Origin of the sequence: Nanobdella aerobiophila (genome assembly GCF_023169545.1) — an archaeon.
GTDB lineage: Archaea > Nanobdellota > Nanobdellia > Nanobdellales > Nanobdellaceae > Nanobdella > Nanobdella aerobiophila.
Map to the genome: position 1 here is coordinate 457,152 of NZ_AP019769.1, position 23,370 is coordinate 480,521.

Consider the following 23,370-nt stretch of genomic DNA (forward strand, 5'->3'; position numbering starts at 1 on the left):
TATAAAATATAAATGATTGCTCGCTATTATCTAAAATCAAAAATGATAATCAAAAATATATATCTACTCTTTTATACCTTTTAGTCCTAAATAAGCTAATAAAGAATCAAGTTGTACCAAAGGATCTGAACCCTCTAATAATCTATATTCAACTTCCCCTATGTAGTATATTATTTCTAATTTTTCCTTCTCGGATATTTTCATAGAGTTTACTTCTTTAGATATAAATTTTATAATATCCTCACCTGCCAATCCATATTTTAACATTAAATCTAGTAATTTACCCCGAGCATTATTAAACTCTCCGTTATAAGCTAAATTCAATATTTCTTGAATTTCTTTTGGCTTCGCCACAGAAGAAACATCATATATAAGATCTGGCGTAATATCTTTAGAATATAAAGCAGCAGCTTGTAATATATTTATTGATTTTCTCATATCACCTTCAGAAATGTAATATATAGCTTCTAAAGAATCTTCAGATATATTTAATTGTTCTTTATCTGCTATACTTTTTAGTATATCAAATACAGATTCTTTTGATAATTCTTTAAATCTGAATACAACAGTTCTTGACTGTATTGGTTCTATAATTTTTGACGAATAATTACAAGATAATATAAATCTGGTATTACCCGCATATTCTTCCATTATCCTTCTTAAAGCTTGTTGAGCATCTCTAGTCATTGCATCAGCCTCATCTAAGAATATTATTTTAAATGGTACATCGCCAATCGACTTCGTTCTAGCAAATTCTTTAACCTTCTCTCTAATAATATCTATGCCTCTATCATCTGATGCATTTAATATCAAAACATTCTGCTCCCAATGATCTCCATACAATTCATTAGCGATCGCAAGTGCAGCAGTAGTTTTTCCCACACCTGCAGGTCCAGAAAACAACAAATGAGGCATATTCTTATTCGATACAAAAGCCTTTAGATGTTTTATAATATCTTCTTGTCCTTTTATATCATCCAACTTTTTTGGTCTATATTTTTCAGTCCAGATTTCATATGACATAATAATAATTTAAATTAAAGATTAATAAATAAATTATATGGGCGATTATGAATATATTACATATAATAATATTAAGATTTATTACAAGATAAAAGATATAGAATGCTACCCTCCAAAGGAAGATTCTTTCTTGTTAAATAATCATATAAAAGAATTTTCATTAAATAAAAAAATACTAGATATGGGCTGTGGTTCTGGTATACAGGGTCTAGAAGCATATAAATATTCAAAAAATATAAGCTTTGCAGATGTATCAAAAGATTGTATTAAGATATCGAAAATAAATTTTTATATAAATTATATTAACCAGAATATTGATATAGAATACTTATATAATAATATTGATAATATAAAATTTCCAGTAAATTTTATTGTATCTGACTTATTTTCTAATATAAATGATAAATATGATCTAATATTCTTTAATCCACCATACCTACCAGAAGTGGAGAATGAGGAAATGGAAGTTAGGAGGTGGGTATCTGGGGGGAGAAATGGATATGAAACTATAAATAGATTCCTATATCAATCTATAAATAAGCTAAATAAGTTTGGAGAAATATTAATAATCATGTCTTCAATAAACAACCCAAGTACTATATTAAATAGCTATCAAAGATTCTTCAATTATAAAATTATAGATAATATACATATATTTTTTGAGGATCTATATCTTATATTTTTAAAAAGAAAATTCTAAGATATATTTTTATGATAGTTGATGACCATGCACATATATTTATTTATAATGATAATAAAAAAATTGAAGAGAATATAGAAAAAAATGTTAAGTATATCATAGAAAATGCAACAGATATAGGTAGTATTAATCAAGTAATAGAAGAATCAAAGAGATACGATATTATTTATTATGCTTTAGGGTTATATCCGGAGATAATAGAAAATATGGAAGAAGATCAAATAGAAAAGATACTTAATTTTATAGAAAACAATAAAGATAAAAAATTTGTTGCAATAGGTGAAGTTGGATTGGATTATGCTCATGAGATAAATGAAGAATTAGTCAAAAAACAAAAGATATATTTTGAAAGATTTTTAGAAATATCTGAAAAAATCAAAAAACCCATAATAATACATGCTAGAAGGGCAGAAAGCGACGTACTAGAAATGTTATCTAGTTATAATACAAAAAAAGTATTACATAGCTTTTGGAAACCTTCTTTGGTAAATAAAGCAATAGACTTGGGCTGTTATTTATCTATACCGGCAATAGTATATAGAGATGAAGGTTTTCAGAAAATTCTAAAAGAAGCACCAATAGAACTAATAACCACAGAAACAGATGCTCCATATCTAGATCCTATAGAAAAAAGAAAATTAGTTAATAATTCTTGGAAGGTAGTTTATAGTATAAAAAAAATATCTGAAATTAAAAATATGGATGAAAAGGAGGTAGAAGATACGATTTATAATAATTTTATTAAACTATATGATATATATGATGAATAAAATAAAACTGATAGAGATGATGTAGAACCCGGAAACTGAAATTTTATATTAATTATTTTTTATTATAAATTATGAAAATCATTTCCTGGAATATTAATGGCTTAAAAGCCATGATAAAAAAAGGTATTATAGACATAATAAAAAACCTAAATTCAGATATATACATGTTTCAAGAAATAAAAAGCAATGAGATACCGATAAGCTTTCAATTTTTAGGTTATAATATTTATTCTTTTCCAGCGGAAGAAAGAGGATATAGCGGGGTAATGACATTAACAAAAGAAAAACCAAAAAATATAATATATGGAATAGGAGATAAGAAATTTGACTCTGAAGGTAGGGTATTGACTATCGAAACTGAAAAATTGTTTTTAATAAATGTATATTTCCCGAATTCTGGACAAGATACATTAAAAAGATTGGATTATAAACTAGAATTTAACAAAAAATTTGAAGAATTCGTATTATCACTAAATAAACCATCAATAATATGCGGAGACTTTAATGTAGCACATAAAGAAATAGATATATATGCGCCAGATAGATTCAGGAGGTATGCGGGATTCACTGACGAAGAAAGAGCATGGTTCGATCATTTTTTATCATTAGGCTTTGTAGATACATTCAGATATAAAAAAGGGGATATAATAAAATATTCTTGGTTCTCATATAGAGGAAAAGCTAGAGAAAACAATATGGGATGGCGAATAGACTATTGTCTTGTAAGCAAAAATATTAAAGATAAAGTAGAAGATGCAGATATATTATATGATATATCTGGTTCTGACCATTTACCAGTAATGATAGAAATAAAAATATAAGGATTTCAAGAAAGTTATATTAAATGGAAATAAATATAAAAGAAAAGACAAGATTGGACATAAAATCCGAAAAAATTAAAGAGATAATAAGATATGATGAGAATGGTATACCAATATTTCCTGCATTTGTAAATAAATCTTGGTATTATGGAAATAATGAATATATAGAAATTAGATCTCCAATAGATCAAAATATAATAGCAAAAGTACCAAAAGTAGATTATGAAACTGTAGAGAAAGAAATAGATAGGTTATATAATGATAGATTTATAATAAGAGATACTCCAGGATATAAGAGAATTGAAGGGTTTTTAAAAACAATAGACCTAATAAATGAAAATATAGAAGATTTTGTAAATGTATTAATGATAAATGTCGGAAAAACAAAATCCCAAGCTATTGGGGAGATAAATTCTACAATAGAAAGATTAAAAAGGATAAATCTAGATGTAAAAAAAATATATGGGGAATACCAACCAGGAGACTGGAGTTCTGATTACTTAGAATCTGAAGGGATAATTAAAAGAGAACCTTTGGGATTGATATTAGCAATATCCCCATTTAATTACCCCTTATTTGATTCTGTAAGTAAGATTATATCCGTGTTATTGGCAGGAAATAGTTTATTATTAAAACCGCCATCATTAGATCCACTACCAGTAATATTATATTATAGAATGATGGAATTATCTGGATTACCAACAGCCTCTTTTTCATTAATAACAGTACCTGGTAGAGATATGAATAAAATAACATCAAATAAAAAAATATCAGGTATATTATTTACTGGTTCTACTGAAACTGGTGAAGAGATAATTAAAAATTCAGGAATAAAACAATATCTAATGGAATTAGGTGGTGGAGATCCTGTATTTGTATTAAATGATACTGATATAGATTATACTGCTCAAAGAATCGTTAATGGAGTTACATCATTTTCAGGACAAAGATGCGATTCAATAAAGATAATATTGGTAGAAAGCGATATATATGATAGATTTAAAAATAGATTACTAGAAGAAGTATCGAAGGTAAAGATAGGAGACCCTAGAGATCCAGATATTGATTTTGGTCCAATCATGGAAATAAAAACGGTGGACGAATTAATGAAAGGAATAGAAGATGCAAAGAGTAATGGAGGGAAGATAATATATGGAGGAAATAGATTTAATAATTATATAGAACCCACTATAATAGAAATTGATAAAAACAATGTAGAAAAATTATATTTATTTAATAAAGAAATATTCCTAGCAGTATCAATATTGGTAAAAATAGATAATATAGAAGAAGCGATAAACATAGCAAATAAAAGGAGATACGGACTTGATGCATCAATATTTGGAAATGATATAAATAAAATAAGAAAAATTATAAGATATATTGATGTAGGATCTATATACATAAATGATTTTCCTAGGCATGGAATTGGCTATTATCCATATGGAGGAAGAAAGGATTCTGGAATTGGTAGAGAGGGAGTAAGTTATAGCATTGAAGGGACTACAACATATAAAACAGTAGTATATAATTATAAGAATAAAAAGGTATGGAATTATGTATAATTTTTTATTTATAAAATATTAAAATAAAACCATATTATAATGAAAAAGATAGGTGATATAGAATTGAGATTGGCAAAGGGCCCTATACCACACTATAAGGAGTTAAAGGAGTTAGAAAGAAGTATAATAAAATATATGATATATGAATTTGGTACAAAAGAAATAATTAATAGATTTTCAAATCCATTATGGTTCAATTCTTTCGCATGCCTACTTGGTTTTGAGTGGAACTATTCTGGAATGACAACCGTAACGCTACAAGCACTAAAAGAGATTACTAAAGAGGATAACTTACCATTAATTGTATTAGGTGGGAAGGGTAAGAGATCGAAGATAACTGAGGAGGTAGAAATGAAAGATATAAAAGATAAACTAAAAGATAAAATAAAAGATCTGTCAATAACTTCTGCCAAGATAGATAACAATTTAATACAAGATGGATATAATCTATATTTTCATTTTTTAATAGCAGATGAAAATAATAATACTACGGTAATAAATCAAAAGATGTCTATAAAAGAGCAAAAAGTTAGGAGATTTCATTGGATAAATATAGAATATTTCAATGATAATCAGATTGGATTTGGATATAATAATAAGACATTAAATTTAGCAGATAGAAAATCTGAAGATCTAAGAAAAGAAATTGTAGAATTACTAAATAATGATAAGGAGGTTATAAAAAATTATATTATTAGATTAAAAAACCAAAATAACACTATATTAAAATATTTTAACAATGATAATAAATATATATTTTATCAAGAACTACCATATTACCTAAAAATTCCAGATAAGATATACTATAAAGCTCTAGATATAAAAGAAAGTATAAACAATTTTAAAGATATATTTTTTATAAAAGGTTTAGGGCCAGGCCTATTAAGAGCTCTTGCTTATACTGCTAAGATACTATACGGATCTGAATTATCATGGAAAGATCCTATAATATATACTTTTGCTCATGGGACAAAAGTTGGAAAACCATTCTATGTTCAAAAAAAAATAATGTTAGAAGAAGCAGAATTCATAAAAAATGCAATAGAGGAAGCTAAAGTAAAAAAATATTTCAAAATAGAAGCTATAAAAAGGTTAAATAACTTAATAGATATATAATATAAATATTGTGTATCTTATAAATACTATCATGATATACAATATTTATGGCCGAGGAAAAAATATTCTCTGAAGAAGATATAAAAAGTCTAAAGGATATGTTCGACAAAAGTCTAAAGGATACAGTAGAGATAGATCTATATCTAGATTATGAAAAAAACAAGGAAACTAGCGAATTTGCGAAGAGATTATCAGAAGAATTAATAAAATTGACTGATAAGATAAAGTTTAATTATTATGATACGAAAGATTCTAAAGTATTAGAAGATATGAATTCAAAAAAATTATTAATAGATAAATATGGAAATAGAAAAGGTCCTATATTTGTATTTAAAAAATATTATGGAGCAATATATTATGGTATCCCATCAGGAGAAGAATTTCCAATATTCTTAGAAGATATAATACATATATCAAATAATAATTTTGATATAGATGGTGCAACAGCAAAAAAATTAGATTCAATAAATAAAAATATAGATATATATGTATTCGTAACACCAACATGCCCATATTGCCCATATATGACACATAATTCTCATCAATTCGCAATGGTAAAAAGTAATATAAGAGGGATAATGATAGAATCATACGAATTTCCAGAATTTTCAGAGCACTACAAGGTATATGGTGTACCACATATAACAATAGTAGATGAAAATAGCGATACACTAACCGAATGGGAAGGTATGTTACCAGAACCTGAAATGTTTGCAGATAGAATAAGAGAGGCCATAGAACAAAAAGTAAAATAAAATTTTTATTTTTTAACAAATATTTTTCACTATATGAATCTACTTGATCCACGTTTTTTAAAGATAGTAAATTATTATGTAGTCCCTGTTGACCCAAAACCTTATGATCCAAAGTATGGCATAGATGGATATAAACGGGGGGGTAATAGTGTATGTATCTCCTAAAAATCTGGAAAAGATATTGAAAGGTGAGAATATATTAATAAGAAAAAATGAAGAGTCCGATAACAATGTGTTTTATTATCCAAAAGGTTATGAAAAAAGTTATAAAAAAATTTATGGAGAAAGTTATAATCTCGAAAAAATCGTAGGCCTATCTGTAAAAGTTGAGCAGGATCTATATACTACTATATAAATTTATAATAATATATATAGATTATGGAATTAAAATTATCTACAAATATTATAAAAGATAATAAAGAATTGGATAAAGAATGGGATACAATAATTATTGGAGGAGGACCAGCCGGTTATAGTGCTGGACTTTATTGCGGTAGATATAAATTAAAGACACTAATAATAACAAAAGATATAGGTGGATTATTGAATGAAACAGATATAATTGATGATTATCCTGCAGTAGAAAATATAACGGGTCCTGAATTAGCGAGGAGATTTAAATCACACGCAGATAAATATAATGTATCTACATTATTAGAAACTGTAACTAGAATAGAAAAAAAAGATGATGAAAATTTTATAGTATATACATCTACTGGAAAAGAATTTATATCCAAAGTAGTAATAATAGCTACAGGTTCCCAAAGAAAAAGGCTAGGCGTACCTGGAGAAAATTTAAAGGGTGTATCATATTGCGCAGAATGTGATGCTCCATTGTTTAAAGATAAGATTGTAGGAGTTATTGGTGGCGGTAATAGTGCATTTCATGACGCGGAAGTATTGGCACAACATGCAAAAGAAGTATATATAATACATAGAAGAGATGAGTTTAAGGCAGATCCTGTATATATAGAAGAATTAAAAAATAATGAAAAAATCAAGTTTATATTAAATAAAGTAGTATCAGAAATAAAAGGACATGAAAAGGTAGAAGAAGTAACATTACAAGATACAAAAACTAATGAAAAAACAACATTAAAACTAGACGGTTTGTTTATCGCAATTGGATTGACGCCTTTATCAGAAATAGTAAAGGATCTAAATGTTAATACAGATCCTGCTGGACATATAATAGTAAATGATTGTTCAAAAACAAATGTAAAAGGATTATTAGCTGCTGGCGACGTAACAAATCAGATATGTAATTTAAGGCAAATTGTAACTGCTGCTGCACAAGGTACTACTGCTGCTTTATCTGCATTCTTATATATAAAAACAAAGAAATGGTAAAGACAGAAGAGATTATGGAGAAATTAAAAGAAGTAATTGATCCAGAACTTGGATATGATGTTGTATCTTTGGGCGAAATAGAGGAAATAAAAGAAGAAAATAATAAATTTATTATAGTATTTTTACCTACTACACCATTATGTCCATTTATCCCGGCCATCTTAGATCAAATAGAAGAAAAAATGAATGAACTAAAAGTAGACTATGAAGTAGAGATAGACAATGAAACAAAATGGAGCCTAGATAGAGTAAATATTGATATAAAGAAAAGGTTAGGACTATGAATAATTATGATAAATTAAAAAAAGAATTTTCTCTATTCTGTAAGATTAGTGGAGGAAATTTTATAGAAGATAATTCATTACAGTGCACAAAAGAAAAGTATTATATAAAAATATATTATAATGATCTTGGACTATCTATATCTGCAGGTTCAAAATTTACCGGTGATTATGACCTACTAAATCTAAATAACACAAAAATAGTAGATGTTGAGAGAATATCCGGGAATAATGATCTTGGAGAACTAGAATTTTATATATTAAAGATTTATTTAGATAAAGGATTATTATATATAAAAAGATCTGTAAAAGAAGATAAGATAATAATACATTTACAAATGAATGATTTAGAATATGAATCGTCTGTTTTATTTTAAAAGTTTTTAGATATATAATTATCTTTAAGGGACCGTAGTCTAGTGGTTATGACGCTGCCCTTACAAGGCAGAGGTCCGGGGTTCGAATCCCCGCGGTCCCATATTATAAATAAATGCTATTAAAACGCTAAAGTTTATATATTACTAAAATATATATCTATATTATGAGATCTATATCACCTATTATAGCTACTATATTAATTATTGTTATTACTGTAGCTATTGCAGGATTAACTTATGCATTCTTATCCGGATTATTTTCTGGATTAACTTCTTCTACTAGTAATCAGGTAAGTAGACAATCACAATATATATCTTTCTCTATTACTAATTCTTATTGTTCAAATAATATATTATATATAGATATATATAATAATGGTAATGTACCTATAGTAATAAATAATAATACTGTACTAACTATTAATAATGGAAATAATAATATTGTTAGTATAAATGGTAATAATATTATATGTAATAATAACAATACTATATTACAAGGTAGTACAGATACATGTTATATAAATAATTCTTTATGTATATATAATCCTTCAAATAATAATAATCCACAAATTACCTTAGATTATCAAGGAGTGGGAAATAATAATAATCTAGGTAATGGATATCTTGTAGGATACTTTACTAACCCTTTACCTATAACAATATATAATACTCAAAATATAAGTACTCCAACACCTTTCCAACAAGATATTGCGATATGTAATTCTTCTTTTTCATATTCAACTAGTTTTTCTTATGTAGATAATATTACTTTATATAATGAAATAAATTCTAATGGATCCAATATATTATTTTATTCTAATAACGGATTATTATATTCATGGTACGAAGGACAAGAAAATATAAGTACTGCTTCTTGTGATGTATGGTGGGTAAATATACCTCAAGGAATTCCTGCAAATAGTAATATTACAATTTATATGGGAATAGGAAGTACTAGTACTAATTATTATCAACAAGATTATCCATATGTAGGAGCTTCTTACAATGTTTTAGGAACATTTCAATATGATAATATTGGTGATGTAATGGATCCTGGATTAACATATCAAATATACTATGATAATAATAATTGGTATGCACCTCCAGAATCTGAAGTTTATCAAGCAGAATTATATAATGGTTATTCTTTTTCTGGTAGTGGGCAAACCTGGGCTTCTTCCACAAATCCATTTACAACACCAAATACAGGAACGACACAAAATGTAAATGGAAATAACGAATCTTATGTAATAAATAATCTTCAGGATGGATATTCAGGTGGTTCTGCATTTCCAAATCCACCAGTTTCGAATGGAGGTAACTCCTATGTAATTAAGGAGATAGGATTTGTACAGGTACAGCAATTAACAACATTTTATGTAGATATAGATGATGGTGGAGTATTAGGAATAAATCAATCTACTTGCGGTATTACTAATTGGTTATGTAGTCCTACAGGTAATAATTCAGCGAATTTAATAAATGAATGGATAGGAGAAGGAGCTACAATATATTCAAGCCCTACTGTTAATTCTGGAGACTACGCTATAGAATATGATTACTTTAATGGAGAAGGTTCTGCATACTGGTCTTTATGGTCAAATAATCTTGTATATTATTATTCTCCTGCTTTACCACCTAATGGGGTTATGCCCTCTATTTATATATCCTAGATTTATTTATAAGCATTTGTAAAAAAATATCTTTAATGGTAGAAATTTCTTTATTATATAAAGATACTGATAAATTTGCTGTAGATAAAGATAAAAAGATACATAAAATGAAACTCTTAATAAAAGATGAAACAGCAGAATTCCTGAATTCATTAAAAAGAACTATAGAAGAGGACGTAAAAGTATTATCTATCGAAGATGTATATATTATTGATAATGATTCACCAATGTGGGATGAGATGCTCGCTCATAGGCTAGGCTTAATCGTATTAAATACTCCCGAAAATATAAAAGAAAACCAAGAGATTAAATTATATTTAGAAAAAGACACAAAAGGATATATTTATGCTTCTGATATAAAATCTGATAATAAGGATGTATATCCAATATATCCAGAGACAATAATAGATTATATAGAAGAAGGACAAAAAGTAAAATTAGAAGCTATAGCTATATTAGGTAACGGAAGAAAACATACAAAATTTGTTCCAGCTTATGTATATTATTATAGAAATGCAACATTAAAATTAGAAGGTGATTTAGAAAAAAAGGAAATAGAAAATCTAGGATTGTTAAATGTAAGTATTAAAAAGGGCAAAATAGTAGTACCTAAAGATAAAGAGTATGATAGAAACTTTATGGATTCTATAGAATCTGCATCAAAAGGAAAAATAAAAGTAATACCAAAGAATGAGTTCGTGTTTGTATTAGAATCATATGGACAATATTCTGCAGAGAAAATAATTATCTATGCTCTAGATGAAATGGAAATTAAATTAAGAAATTTGCTAAATCAGTTAATAAACAATTAAATATATATAAATATTTTTTATAAGATTATATAAATGGATTGGAAAAAAATTGTTTTGGCATCTGTTTTTTCTTCGATAGCAATAATAACAGAATCTTCAATAGGAATATTCGCAGCAATGTCTATACTAGTATACATGCTAGTAGATGGAATGGAAAGATGTAAGATTGCAACTTTAGGTCTACTATTGAACTTTGCAGCGGTCCTATTATATCCAATATTAGGATTAAGCCAATTTGGAGTATTATCAGTAGGTACATCTTTTGTGAAATACCTTTCATATTTATCAATAATAGGAGCTGTATTAATTATAGTAGGATTCTTGATAGTAGCAATTTTAAGAAATAAATTAGCAATTTCCCAATAAATTTTTATTTGTTTTTTATATAATTATTTTTTATGGATAAAAGGCCAGATTATAAGATTATAGAAAAAGAAATAATTGATTTTTGGGAAAAAAATAATAAGGAATTTAATTTTGACATAAATAAAGAAAATAAGTTTATAATAGATACTCCACCTCCATTTACATCTGGTGAAGCACATATAGGTCATGCATTAGAATTTATATGGATAGATTTTTTGGCAAGATATAAGAGATTAAAAGGATATAATGTTTTATTACCATTGGGATTTGATTGCCATGGGTTACCAACAGAATTAAAGATAATAAATAAATTAAAAATAAGTAAAGAAAATAAAAAGGAATTTCTAGAAGCATGTACAGATTGGACAAATAAAAATATAGATTCTATGTACAAAACATTTATTAGACTAGGATTATCCTTCGATAGAAATAAAGTATACAAAACAACTGATAGAGAGTATCAAGCATTTACACAATATACACTAATAAAATTATATAAAGAGGGCTTACTAAAAAGAGATAAAAATCCAATAATGTGGTGTCCAAAATGTCAAACTGCTATATCTATGCAAGAAGCAGGATATATAAATAAAGAAGGTGAACTATTTTATATTAGATTACCATTAAATAATGGAAAAAATATACTAATAGCAACAACCAGACCAGAATTAATTAATTCTTGTGTAGGTATACTCATAGCAAAAGATAAATATGTAGAAATAGAAGATAATTTAATTGTATCAAAAAATTATGCTATAAAAAATAATTATAATATTATAGAAGAGTATAATTTTGATGAGATAGAAAAATATAATGTAAAAATACCATTAATAAATAGAGAAGTAAAAATATATTCCGATCAGGATGTAGATTATAATTATGGTACAGGAATTGTATGGATATGTACATATGGAGATCCAGAAGATATAAAATGGAAAAATAGATATAATCTTGATGAAATAGTATCAATAGACGATAAAGGTAATATAATATCAAATAATGAATTGAATGGTTTAAAATTGAAAGAAGCAAGAGAAAAGTTAAAAGAATTATTAAAAGATTATATAATAAAAATAGAGAAAATAAAACATAATGTATTATCTCATACAGAAAGATCTGATTGTTTGTCAGAACTAGAATTCATACCCAAAGAACAGTTCTTTATAAAAATGAAGGATATAAAAGATAAGATATTAAATTGGCAAGAAAAAATAAATTTTATACCCGAATATATGAGAAATAAATTAATAGATTGGATAAATAATATAGATCAAGATTGGAATATATCTAGAACAAAAATGTTATGGGGATTACCTTTTCCATTTTATGAAAAAGATAATAAGATATATGCAGTAGATTTAGAAGATTTACCTATAGATCCCAGGATAGATAAAGAAAAGACTAAGAAATATGATGGAAGGTTCTTTGAAGATGAAACAGTAGATGTATGGATAGAATCATCCATTAGTCCGCTAGTAATAATATTATATTCTATAATAAATAATGATTTTGATCCGAAAAATCTGGATAACTATTTTGAAAAAATAAAAGAATACTTACCAGTAAATTTAAGACAGCAAGGATATGAGATCATAAGAACATGGCTATTTGATACACTACTGAGGGTGGAATTATTGACTAATAAGATACCATGGAATAATGCTTTAATACATGGAATGGTACTAGATGAAAAGGGTAGAAAAATGTCAAAATCATTAGGTAATGTGGTAGATCCAAAAGAGATAATGGATAAATACTCTCCGGATGCATTAAGATTCTGGGCTTTATTATTATCTCCAGGAAATGATTATAAATTTTCTATAAAAGATATAGAAACAGGACAAGCATTTGCAATAAAATTATGGAATATAGGTAGATATCTAGAAATGAACAATATAAAAGAAAACAAAAAAGAAGAACTAAAAGAAGAAGATAAATATATAATAAACAAATTCTTACTATTAATCGAAGAAGCAGATAGATATGTAAATAATTATAGATATGACGAATATCTAAAGACAGTAAAAAAATTTGTTTGGGAAGATTTTGCAAACGATTATTTAGAAAAAATAAAAGAAAGAATAAAAAATAATGATAGCACAGCAAAGTGGGTATTATATAATATATATAAAGGAATTTTAATATTAGTACATCCGGTCATGCCATATATTACAGAATATATATATCAACAATTATATAGTAAATCACCAATACTAGAAGAAAGATTTGAAAAATTAATAAATAATATATCAGGCTAAATTTTTATAAGGTATTTTTTGTTATATATTGCATAAAATCAAAATTTTTATCAATTTTAAAAATTTTCAAAATATTATTTATTATTTTTACAAAATTAATATTAAAAAATATATTTACTTAAATCCTTCTGCTAGATTTTTTAATTTTTCATAAAAATTACTAGATTTAGTAACTGCAGATGCTAATAAAACACCATTTGCGCCAAGTTCTAATGCTTTTTTAATATCATCACCACTATTTATACCTGCACCAACTAATATCTTTACCTTTTTATTTATATCTCTAACCATATTTACAGTATTTTCTATTATCTCTGGCTTTGCTTTAGAAACTGGTATACCTGTACCAATTAATTCTGGAGGCTCTACAGCAATATATGTAGGTTCAAATTTAGATAAAGCTGCAGCTACTACACTGTTATTTGCACATAATATTGTTTCTAAATTTAAATTCTTTGCAATATTTATTACCTTTTCTATATCTTCTACATTTAATTTCTTTTCTGAATGATTTATTATAGTACCAACTGCACCTGCCTCTTTTATAGCCTCTGGTAATATATGGCCTGTATATGCACCTGATTGTATAGGATCCATATGCTGAGCATATATCCTTACTCTTTTTGAATTACTTGAAAATATATATATATCTGTATATTGTGGAGCTAATATTATGTCTATATTATATTCTTCTATTATTTTTTCAGAAGCCTCTAATAACTTTAATCCATTTGATCCTATTGTTTCTTTATATGATTTTAAATTTATAGCTAGCATTATAAAAGTATATGAACTAACTCTTATAAAAGTATAAAAAGCTTTATTAAATATAATGTGGCATTCTTTAACAGTTAATGATGTAATAAATAAATTAAACTCATCTGTAAATGGATTATCAGATGAAGAAGCTTCAAAAAGGTTAAAGGAATATGGATATAACTCTATTAGTAATATAAAAAATAATATAAAAGATAAAATAATAGATTATTTAGAGAATCCTTTTCTCTTACTATTTATATTTGCTGATATACTATCAATAATATTTGAAGGTCGATTAGAAAGTGTCTTTATATCTATATTTTTATTAATTTATATATTATCAGATATTACAAATGATAATAAATCTGATAAGATAATAAAGTCTTTGGAAAAAGATTTAGAAAAAAAGGTTCTTGTTATAAGAAACAAAAAAAAGAAATATATTAATAGTTCTGAACTTGTACCTGGAGATATAATATTATTGAAATATGGAGATAAGGTCCCTGCAGATATAAGGATTATAAAATCATTCAACTTGGAAGTAGATGAGAGTAGCATTACTGGCGAATCTAATCCTGTAATAAAGAAAGAAAATGTTCTACCATTAAATATACCAATAAAGGAAAGAAAAAATATGCTATATTATGGAACATATATATTAAAGGGAGAATGCATTGGAATAGTTGTAGAAACTGGATTAAGAACATATTATGGATCAATATATAAGGAATTATTAAAGGAAGATAATAATAAAACTCTATTAGAGGAAGAACTAAATAAGTTTTCAAAGTATATAATAATATTTATATCAATAATAATAGTTATATTATTTTTATTAATATATATAAAGCATACACTATCCTTATATAATTTGATTATATTCATAATAGCATTATCTATTGTAATAATACCAGAAGGTTTACCAGCAGCTTTAGTATTGATCTATAGTATAAGTACAAATAAATTAGAAAAAAAGAAAATATTTATTAAAAACCCATCTTTATTAGAAGATCTTGGAAATATAGATACGGTTGTATTAGATAAAACAGGTACTCTAACATATAATAAACTAAAAATAGAAAAAATATTGTATAATGGAAGGATATATAATAGAAAAAGCAATAGAAGGGATCTTAAAAAATTTTTAAATATCTTATACAATTCTCTAGAAGATTTAAATATAGGAAATAATATAGAAGATCCAATAGAATCTGAAATATATAATTTCTGCAAATATAAAAATGCTTACAAGGATCTTAATAAGATATCAATAAATTATTTTGATCCATATAGAAAAAGAACATCAGTAATAGTTAAAATAAATAATAATAAATATAGTATTGTAAAAGGATCATTTGACTCCATATTAAATATTTCCAGATATATAATATATAATGGTAAGAGATATGATATTGAATTATTTAAAGATAAATTAAAAAGGATAGTTGAGAAATATTCTAGGAGAGGATATAGAGTTATCGCTATAGGTTATAAGAAACTACTAGATAATAATCCTGAAAAAGATATAACATTTTTAGGAATATTATTATTTAAAGAAAGAATAAGGAAAGGATTAAACAGGTATATTAATTTTTTAAAAGATTTAAATATAGATATATATATAATTACAGGAGATAATAAATTTTATACAGAGAATATAATAAAAAAAATAAATATAAAATATAATATATTTGATTCTAATAATATAAAAAATATAAATGATGAAGAGCTAAAAAATATATTAAATAATTATAATGTATTTGTTAATGCAGACCCCGAGGATAAATACAGGATAGTAAGAATATTAAAAAATAACAATAAAAGAGTTCTATTCTTAGGGGATGGAATTAATGACTCTATAGCTTTAAAATCTGCTAATATAGGAATAACTTTTTATAATGCTTCTGATATTGCTAAGGATTCTGCAGGTATAATTATAATGGAGAATGGACTAGAGCCGATAATTGATTTAATAAAAGAGGGAAAGAGGGTAATATATAACTTAAAAGTATATTTAATAGTATTATTATCTGAATTGATGGGTAGTTTCCTATTTATATTACTTGGATTTTTAATATATAATGATATATTCCTTGAATCTTTACAATTATTAATATTAAATTTGGTAATAGAAACTATAAATTCCATATCAATAAGTGCTGGAAGCATTAAGGATTACAATATAATCAAAAATCAAAAATTAAGTATATTTAATAAAAATACTATACTTGAAATTTCCAGAAATTCTATATTTGTAGGTCTATCTGCGATAATATTAGCATTAGCAACATACGATAATGAATATATAATAATATTATTCTTAATAATCTCACAATCTATATTATATCTACATTATGAGAATGTATATAAAATAGATATAAGTAAGCATAAAGAATACTACATATCTATATTCCTCGGTTCATTTATTGTCAGTATATTCTTACTGCCATACTTAAGGAATATTGTACTATTCATAATACCATCTATAATAGATATATTTATTTTTACCATATTAAGTGTCTATCTATACATAATATACCGTATTATAGAAAAAGCAGAGGGGATCAGAGGTGTTTAAATACATCATCCTATCAGCTAACTCTGACTTCATCATATTTTTATTATATATCTATAATATAATTCTATTATGGATAATTATAAATTATCATTCATATTTCCTATATATAAAGAAAGCCAGTTGCTTGAAGAGAATATAGAAAAAATAATGAATGATCCATATCCTAATGAATTAAAAGAGATTATTGTAACAATAGATGTCCCAACAGATAGATTTATGGAGACTATACGGAGAATAAAAGATAAATATAATAATATAAAATTTATTATATCTAGGGAAAGAAGAGGGAAAGTTTCTGCATCCAATATTGCTGCTGACTTCTCTACAGGTGATGTATTAATTTTTATTGATGGCGATGTAAATATAAGATATATAAACTTAACAGAATTAGAAAAAAAATTTCATAATTATGAAATAATAGAACTATATAAAGAGGTTATAAGATCTAATTTAGTTGGAAATTTATTATTTTTGGAATATTCTCTTTATTATGATATAATAACCAAATTATTCGATAAATATAACGTTAATTTTACATTAAATGGTGGTGGATTTGGAATAAAAAAAGATATTTGGAATAAAGTTGGTGGGTTTACAAAGGTCTACACAGAAGATGTAGATTTATTATATAGATCTTTAGATATGGGAGCAAAGTATAAATTAACTCATGATATTGAATTAGAAGTAGAACCATTAGAAAATTTTAGAAGATTATTTGATCAAAAAAAGAGATGGACCTTTGGTATAGTAGAAACTTTATTAAATCATTCAAAGTTTATAATTAACTTTTTACTGAAATATATAAAACCATCTATATTATCTATGATAACAATCTTTATTCCATATGTATTATGGTCTTATTTTTATCTGTTTCTCCCAATTTCATTTTTATATAATATATCTATATCAATATACAGCGGTCTAGCAAATAATGTCAGTTTCATATATTTATTGGTAATAAAACCGAAGATAATATATTCAACATTATTAATAATTTATATAACAGGACTATATATATTTATTGGATTTTTATATACATTTATTTTATTCTCGGTAGTAAGAAAAAGGATATACAACCCCATATATTTTATATTATTTGCTGCCATATATGTACCATTCTATGAGATAATATTTATCTATGTATTATTATATTATATAATATTTGAAAGGCCACCAAAAGTAAACTGGAAAGTATAAAATGGAAATATATATATTAGGTACCTCATCTGCATTCCCGACAAGGGATAGAAATCAGGTAGGCATATTTCTAAAATATAATGGTATTGGAATATTATTCGATGCAGGCGAAAATATACAAAGACAATTAAGAATACTTAATATATCAACTACAGATATAAATTATATATTAATAACACATTGGCATGGAGATCATACTCTAGGATTGGCAGGGATATTATTTAGTCTATCAAATTTAGAATATAAAAAAGAATTAAATATAGTACTACCAAGAGAAAATTTTGAAGATTTATATAGGATAATAGAGTCATATAAGATACCCATAAATTTCAAGATAAATCTAATAGAAAGTAAAGAAGGTTTAATTATTGATAATAATAATTTCCAGATATATGGAATAGAAACAAAGCATTCTGTTAAATCCTTTTCTTATTATTTCATAGAAAAAGATTACATAAAATTAGATAAAGAGTTATTGAAAAAATATGATATAAATGATAAAGAGTTATTGAAAAAATTAAAAGAAGGAAAAAAGATAAGGTATAATAATAAAATCATAGATTACAATGATGTAGGATATATAAAAAAAGGAATTAAAATAACATATATAACAGATACTGTATATTTTGACAAATTAGTTGATTTTTCAAAGAATAGTACTATACTAATCTCTGAATCTACCTACTTCTTTCAACCCGATTTAGCCAAGAAAAACTATCATATGGACTTTTTGGAAACTAGAGATATATTTAACAAAAGCAACAGTAAAATATTATTATTAACACATTTTAGTCAGAGATATGAAAAGGAGATGGATATAATTAAAAGAGATATACAGAATAATAATCAAGATATATATATCTTAAATGATTTTGACATGATTTCAATAGATAAAAATAATATAAAATTAAGATTAAAAGATGGGACTTATGAATATAGCTTAGATGAAAAAAATGGAGATGTATTAAGGCTCTATTAACTTCTTTAATTCTTCCTTTAATTCTTCCAATTCTTTAGATATATCATCCAAACTTGAATTGACTGTTTCTTCTTTTTTCTTCTTTTTTGTTTTCTTTTCTTCTTTAGGTTCAGGTTCTTCGACTATCTCAATATTATCATTTAATACCTTTTCTTCTATATCCATATTAATTTCTTTTTTTAATTCTTCTTCATTTTTAATCTCTGGTATTTCTTTTAATAGTATATCAATTATTGATTTCATTTCATTTATATCTTTTTCTAACTTATCATAATGCTCCAATCTTTTTTGATAAATTCTTATATCTTCTAATACCTTGTATAATATTAAATATATATTTTTCTTATCTTCTTTTAATCGCCTTAATAAATTATATTTATTTACTTTTACAGCAACATAAATATCTTCTTGAACCATTTTAGATCATTGCGCCGGCCGGGATTCGAACCCGGGTCATAGACGAGGCAGGCCTACGTCCTACCACTAGACTACCGGCGCTAATTTTAATATTATATATTTCCATTTTTAAATTTATCTAAATATTGATAATATGTCATTTAAATCCGCTTTTGAAGTTTCTAATTTTTCTTTTAGATTCTTTAAATCCTCTAATCTCTTATTTTCTTCTTCCTTTAAGTCAGATAATAATTTTTCTACCTCGGATAGTTTATCTTTTAGTTTTGATAAATTAGCTCTTACATTTTTATAATCATCCAATTTAATTAATAATTCCTTTCTTATATCTTCAGGCTCTTTTTCATGTAATCTTTCATGTAGCTTTTGAGCTTTTGGTTGAATATGCTTTATAGGCTTTTCTTCTTCTACTGTTTTCTGAACTGGAAAAGAATTTGATGCTTGTAATGGCATACTATTAAACATCTGCATATTATTCTGTGGATTCATAAAATTATTATTCATATTATTTTGCTGATTAGCTGGACTATTATTTTGAAATCCAAACATATTATTATTATTTAACTGATTATTATTTTGATTATTATATCCCATAAAATTTCCAAATCCATTCATATTGTTATTATCATTTAAGCTTTCTTTTATGCTATCCAAATCTCCAAATAAATCATCGTTTTTCTTTGTTTTTCTTCCTAATAAACTGAATGCCATATTAATATATTATGAACTTCTAATATATAAAAATTTTTCTATTAGAAAAATATAATAGCTGGCTTTGATGGCATAGCCCTCTCTCTCTTCTTGTCATTAGACTCTTCTTCTTTTTCTATATATATTTCACCCACATTAATATAAGACTTTATAAAATATATAGATGATTCTATTATATTTAATTCTTTATCATAATCCAAGTACTTATTTAATATTTCTGCATTATTCTTTACATATATTATCATATTCTTATATTGTGGGTATTTATTGATATAGCTATCTATATTACTCTTATTATTCTTTAGTTCTTCAAATATCATATATTTTTCCCTCTTAGGCATTATAATCTTTATACCTTTTATTTTATTATTATTTAACAATACTTTTATCTTAGTTATATCATCTAATAATGACCTCAAGAATTCTTCTTCCTTTTCATAATCTTCTACATATTTAGTTTCTGGGTATTTTATATTATATGGATCAATACCTATCTTTTCAAATATCTCTGAGACTATATATGGTACTATAGGATATAAAGAAATTAATTTGTACTCTATGAACTTATTAACTAACCTTTTATTTGGATTATTCAATGTTCTTTTTATATACCAATCATAAGAATTATCTAATAAATAAATATAATTAACTACATTCATATAATTTAATCTCTCATACTCTATGGATATAAGATTCATTATCTTATTTATCCTATTTTCAAACCAATTATCTATATTATTATTATCTCTATCTTCTCCATATTTATTATAATTATTAATAGATAAAGAAAATAGATCATATATATATTTTTTGATATATTCAGCCTTTGATAGATCAATCTTTACATCGTCATAGTTAGAGTTATTAGAAGATGCTAATAAGAACCTTATTACATCTACTGGATATTTTTCTATAGCCTGTTTCAATGATATATAATTGCCCAGGGATTTAGACATCTTTCTACCTTCAGCATCTACAGTAAACCCATTTATACTAATGCCTTTGGGCCAATATTTTTTATCAAATATTGCTACATGATGAAATATAAAGAATGATAGATGATTTGGAATTAGATCTTTTCCAGAATTTCTTAAATCAAGCGGATACCAATAATTAAACTCTTTTTTCATATCCTTTACTATATCACCATATTTAGATATTAAATCTCCCTCACTACCTTTATCTAGAAATATATAATCGAATAGATCATCTTCAATTTTGTTTGGATCTATATTTTTTATTAAATGTGCTATAGTATAGTAGGCCATATATATAGTAGAATCCGATAATGATTCAATAATCCAATCTTTATCCCATGGCAAAGATGTACCTAATATATTTTTATGAGTACATGCCCAATCTTTTAACCAATCAATCTTACTATGAAAGTCTTCCCTGGCATTCTCAGGATAAAATTTCATATTATCTATACATTCATGAGCTAATTTTTTCCATTCCTCATCAGAATATTTTAAAAACCATTGATTATCTATCATCTTGGCAATACACTTATTTCCATATCTAGATTTAAATCTAATGGGCATTATATAATGTACTAATCCAATTTTTTTCTCTACTATATTCTTACCTATCTCTTCTTTAATTTCATATATTTTCTTTCCTGCATGCTCTCCATATATTTCGGTTAAGGTACTATTATAAAATTCTTCTGAATATAATTCTTGTGTTGCTTTTTCCAATAATTCTTTATCTTTTTGATCTTTTATATTCATCTTCTTTACAACCTCTTTGGCAGGTATATCTTTAAATTTCTCATTATGAAACAATATTTTCATACTATTTACAGCTCTCTTTGCGAGGTCCATATATTCTGTTTCTATTAAATCCATCAGGGCTACATAATCATATGGTGCATGAGAAGGAACAGACATAACAATCCCTGTACCTATTTCTGGATCTACAAATTCTGCAGGTAATATAACAACTTTTTCATTATTATATAAATTTATTGCTTCTTTTCCAACTAATTCTCTAACATCTATATCTTTTATTTTTTCTATTTCATGATCTTGTCCTTTTATTTCTTCTACTACTATATTATCTGGCAATATCCACAATTCTCCATCCACCTTAAAAAGTCCGTATTTTACTTCTGTATTTATCCATAAATTAGTAACTCCTGGTAAGGTCTCTGGTCTTAATGTAAATACAGGTATATAATAATCTTCATACTTGAATTTTATAATATAACCTTGAACAGGATCTATACCCGCGTACTCATCCGATCTGTCATGATCCCCGACAGGATTATTTATTACTGGATCATAAGTTATAATATGTTTTCCTTTTATTACATAACCCTTTTCCTGTAGTTTTCTATATTGCCATTCTATAAATTTATTATACCAAGGATTTATTCTAGAAGTATAAAATTCCCTCCTCCAATCTATCGAAAAACCCATCTTTTTCATGGTCTCTTCAGCATATCTTATAAAATATAATGCCCAACCTTCGGAAGTCTTCAATCTATCAAAATCTTCTTCAGGTATGCCATCTTGTTTTAGATCATTAATTATTTTTTGATTTCCTTCTTTTAGTTGCATGGACTTAGATACTATTGGTGAACCAGTTATATGGAACCCCATCGGAAACAAAACATTATATCCTTTTAATCTCTTATATCTTGCATAGAAATCAATCCTTGATTCTGTTAAACCATGACCCAGGTGTAATAACCCACTCATATAAGGATATGGAGATGTAACAAAAACTTTTTCTTTTGAAGGATCTGGATTTGCTTCAAAAACTTTTTTTTCCTCCCAAATTTTTCTCCATTTTTCTTCTACACTTTTAAAATCTATACTTATTTCCATGATATTATAAAAGGCGTAAAAATTTAAAAGA

Annotated in this window: 22 protein-coding genes and 2 tRNA genes; 18 read left to right on the top strand and 6 right to left on the bottom strand. The window is 25.6% G+C overall.

The features are described from left to right. Positions 1-63: 63 nt before the first annotated feature. Positions 64-1,023 (bottom strand): replication factor C small subunit, encoded by a 960-nt coding sequence (locus MJ2HA_RS02645; protein ID WP_258393002.1) that lies wholly within the window; start codon positions 1,021-1,023, stop codon positions 64-66. 37 nt (positions 1,024-1,060) lie between these two features. Between MJ2HA_RS02645 and MJ2HA_RS02650 the strand changes: the two genes are divergently transcribed. From MJ2HA_RS02650 to MJ2HA_RS02720, 15 genes are all read left to right on the top strand, one after another. Continuing rightward, positions 1,061-1,723: a HemK2/MTQ2 family protein methyltransferase gene (locus MJ2HA_RS02650; protein WP_258393003.1), complete on the top strand. Its 663-nt coding sequence runs from the start codon at positions 1,061-1,063 to the stop codon at positions 1,721-1,723. 11 nt (positions 1,724-1,734) lie between these two features. Continuing rightward, positions 1,735-2,493, top strand: coding sequence for a TatD family hydrolase (locus tag MJ2HA_RS02655; protein WP_258393004.1), 759 nt, complete (start codon positions 1,735-1,737; stop codon positions 2,491-2,493). Between the two features lie 71 nt (positions 2,494-2,564). Continuing rightward, positions 2,565-3,314, top strand: coding sequence for an exodeoxyribonuclease III (locus MJ2HA_RS02660; RefSeq protein ID WP_258393005.1), 750 nt, complete (start codon positions 2,565-2,567; stop codon positions 3,312-3,314). A 23-nt stretch (positions 3,315-3,337) separates the two neighbouring features. Beyond that, positions 3,338-4,879, top strand: coding sequence for an aldehyde dehydrogenase family protein (locus MJ2HA_RS02665; protein WP_258393006.1), 1,542 nt, complete (start codon positions 3,338-3,340; stop codon positions 4,877-4,879). 39 nt (positions 4,880-4,918) lie between these two features. After that, complete coding sequence (locus MJ2HA_RS02670; RefSeq protein WP_258393007.1) at positions 4,919-5,995, top strand: DUF763 domain-containing protein; 1,077 nt, start codon at positions 4,919-4,921, stop codon at positions 5,993-5,995. Positions 5,996-6,042: 47 nt separating this feature from the next. Next, a complete protein-coding gene (locus tag MJ2HA_RS02675) occupies positions 6,043-6,750 on the top strand; it encodes a thioredoxin family protein (protein WP_258393008.1) in 708 nt (235 codons plus the stop codon). Positions 6,751-6,874: 124 nt separating this feature from the next. Next, positions 6,875-7,105 (top strand): hypothetical protein, encoded by a 231-nt coding sequence (locus tag MJ2HA_RS02680; RefSeq protein ID WP_258393009.1) that lies wholly within the window; start codon positions 6,875-6,877, stop codon positions 7,103-7,105. 23 nt (positions 7,106-7,128) lie between these two features. Next, the gene (locus tag MJ2HA_RS02685; protein ID WP_258393010.1) at positions 7,129-8,100 is read left to right on the top strand and encodes an NAD(P)/FAD-dependent oxidoreductase; all 972 of its coding nucleotides are present in this window, start codon (positions 7,129-7,131) and stop codon (positions 8,098-8,100) included. After that, positions 8,094-8,384 carry an iron-sulfur cluster assembly protein gene (locus MJ2HA_RS02690; RefSeq protein WP_258393011.1) on the top strand — a complete coding sequence of 97 codons (291 nt, stop codon included), beginning with the start codon at positions 8,094-8,096 and terminating at the stop codon, positions 8,382-8,384. Before MJ2HA_RS02685 ends, MJ2HA_RS02690 begins: the two co-directional genes overlap by 7 nt. Beyond that, positions 8,381-8,758: a hypothetical protein gene (locus tag MJ2HA_RS02695; RefSeq protein WP_258393012.1), complete on the top strand. Its 378-nt coding sequence runs from the start codon at positions 8,381-8,383 to the stop codon at positions 8,756-8,758. The genes MJ2HA_RS02690 and MJ2HA_RS02695 overlap by 4 nt, the downstream gene beginning before the upstream one ends. 28 nt (positions 8,759-8,786) lie before the next feature. Beyond that, positions 8,787-8,859 (top strand) — tRNA-Val (locus tag MJ2HA_RS02700). A gap of 63 nt (positions 8,860-8,922) precedes the next feature. Further along, complete coding sequence (locus tag MJ2HA_RS02705; RefSeq protein ID WP_258393013.1) at positions 8,923-10,431, top strand: archaellin/type IV pilin N-terminal domain-containing protein; 1,509 nt, start codon at positions 8,923-8,925, stop codon at positions 10,429-10,431. A gap of 35 nt (positions 10,432-10,466) precedes the next feature. Then, a complete protein-coding gene (locus MJ2HA_RS02710) occupies positions 10,467-11,243 on the top strand; it encodes a DNA-directed RNA polymerase subunit D (protein ID WP_258393014.1) in 777 nt (258 codons plus the stop codon). A 33-nt stretch (positions 11,244-11,276) separates the two neighbouring features. Beyond that, positions 11,277-11,609 carry a hypothetical protein gene (locus MJ2HA_RS02715; protein WP_258393015.1) on the top strand — a complete coding sequence of 111 codons (333 nt, stop codon included), beginning with the start codon at positions 11,277-11,279 and terminating at the stop codon, positions 11,607-11,609. Between the two features lie 32 nt (positions 11,610-11,641). Next, positions 11,642-13,867: a class I tRNA ligase family protein gene (locus MJ2HA_RS02720; RefSeq protein ID WP_258393016.1), complete on the top strand. Its 2,226-nt coding sequence runs from the start codon at positions 11,642-11,644 to the stop codon at positions 13,865-13,867. Between the two features lie 114 nt (positions 13,868-13,981). Here MJ2HA_RS02720 and tpiA read toward each other — a convergent pair whose 3' ends face one another. Next, positions 13,982-14,644, bottom strand: a complete 663-nt coding sequence (tpiA, locus tag MJ2HA_RS02725) for a triose-phosphate isomerase (protein ID WP_258393017.1) — start codon at positions 14,642-14,644, stop codon at positions 13,982-13,984. 55 nt (positions 14,645-14,699) lie between these two features. Between tpiA and MJ2HA_RS02730 the strand changes: the two genes are divergently transcribed. The 3 genes from MJ2HA_RS02730 to MJ2HA_RS02740 all read left to right on the top strand — a co-directional run bounded on the left by MJ2HA_RS02730 (position 14,700) and on the right by MJ2HA_RS02740 (position 19,380). Beyond that, positions 14,700-17,204, top strand: coding sequence for a cation-translocating P-type ATPase (locus tag MJ2HA_RS02730; RefSeq protein WP_258393018.1), 2,505 nt, complete (start codon positions 14,700-14,702; stop codon positions 17,202-17,204). 69 nt (positions 17,205-17,273) lie between these two features. Then, positions 17,274-18,401, top strand: coding sequence for a glycosyltransferase family 2 protein (locus MJ2HA_RS02735; protein ID WP_258393019.1), 1,128 nt, complete (start codon positions 17,274-17,276; stop codon positions 18,399-18,401). A 1-nt stretch (position 18,402) separates the two neighbouring features. Continuing rightward, positions 18,403-19,380, top strand: a complete 978-nt coding sequence (locus MJ2HA_RS02740) for an MBL fold metallo-hydrolase (RefSeq protein ID WP_258393020.1) — start codon at positions 18,403-18,405, stop codon at positions 19,378-19,380. On the opposite strand, the gene MJ2HA_RS02745 is transcribed toward MJ2HA_RS02740, so the two are convergent. The 4 genes from MJ2HA_RS02745 to leuS all read right to left on the bottom strand — a co-directional run bounded on the left by MJ2HA_RS02745 (position 19,366) and on the right by leuS (position 23,339). Beyond that, the gene (locus tag MJ2HA_RS02745; RefSeq protein WP_258393021.1) at positions 19,366-19,797 is read right to left on the bottom strand and encodes a hypothetical protein; all 432 of its coding nucleotides are present in this window, start codon (positions 19,795-19,797) and stop codon (positions 19,366-19,368) included. The genes MJ2HA_RS02740 and MJ2HA_RS02745 overlap by 15 nt on opposite strands. Positions 19,798-19,807: 10 nt before the next feature. Then, a tRNA-Gly gene (locus MJ2HA_RS02750) sits at positions 19,808-19,878 on the bottom strand. Between the two features lie 33 nt (positions 19,879-19,911). Next, on the bottom strand, positions 19,912-20,505 hold the full coding sequence (locus MJ2HA_RS02755; RefSeq protein WP_258393022.1) for a hypothetical protein: 594 nt from the start codon (positions 20,503-20,505) through the stop codon (positions 19,912-19,914). A gap of 41 nt (positions 20,506-20,546) precedes the next feature. Next, complete coding sequence (gene leuS, locus MJ2HA_RS02760) at positions 20,547-23,339, bottom strand: leucine--tRNA ligase (RefSeq protein ID WP_258393023.1); 2,793 nt, start codon at positions 23,337-23,339, stop codon at positions 20,547-20,549. Between the last annotated feature and the right edge of the window lie 31 nt (positions 23,340-23,370).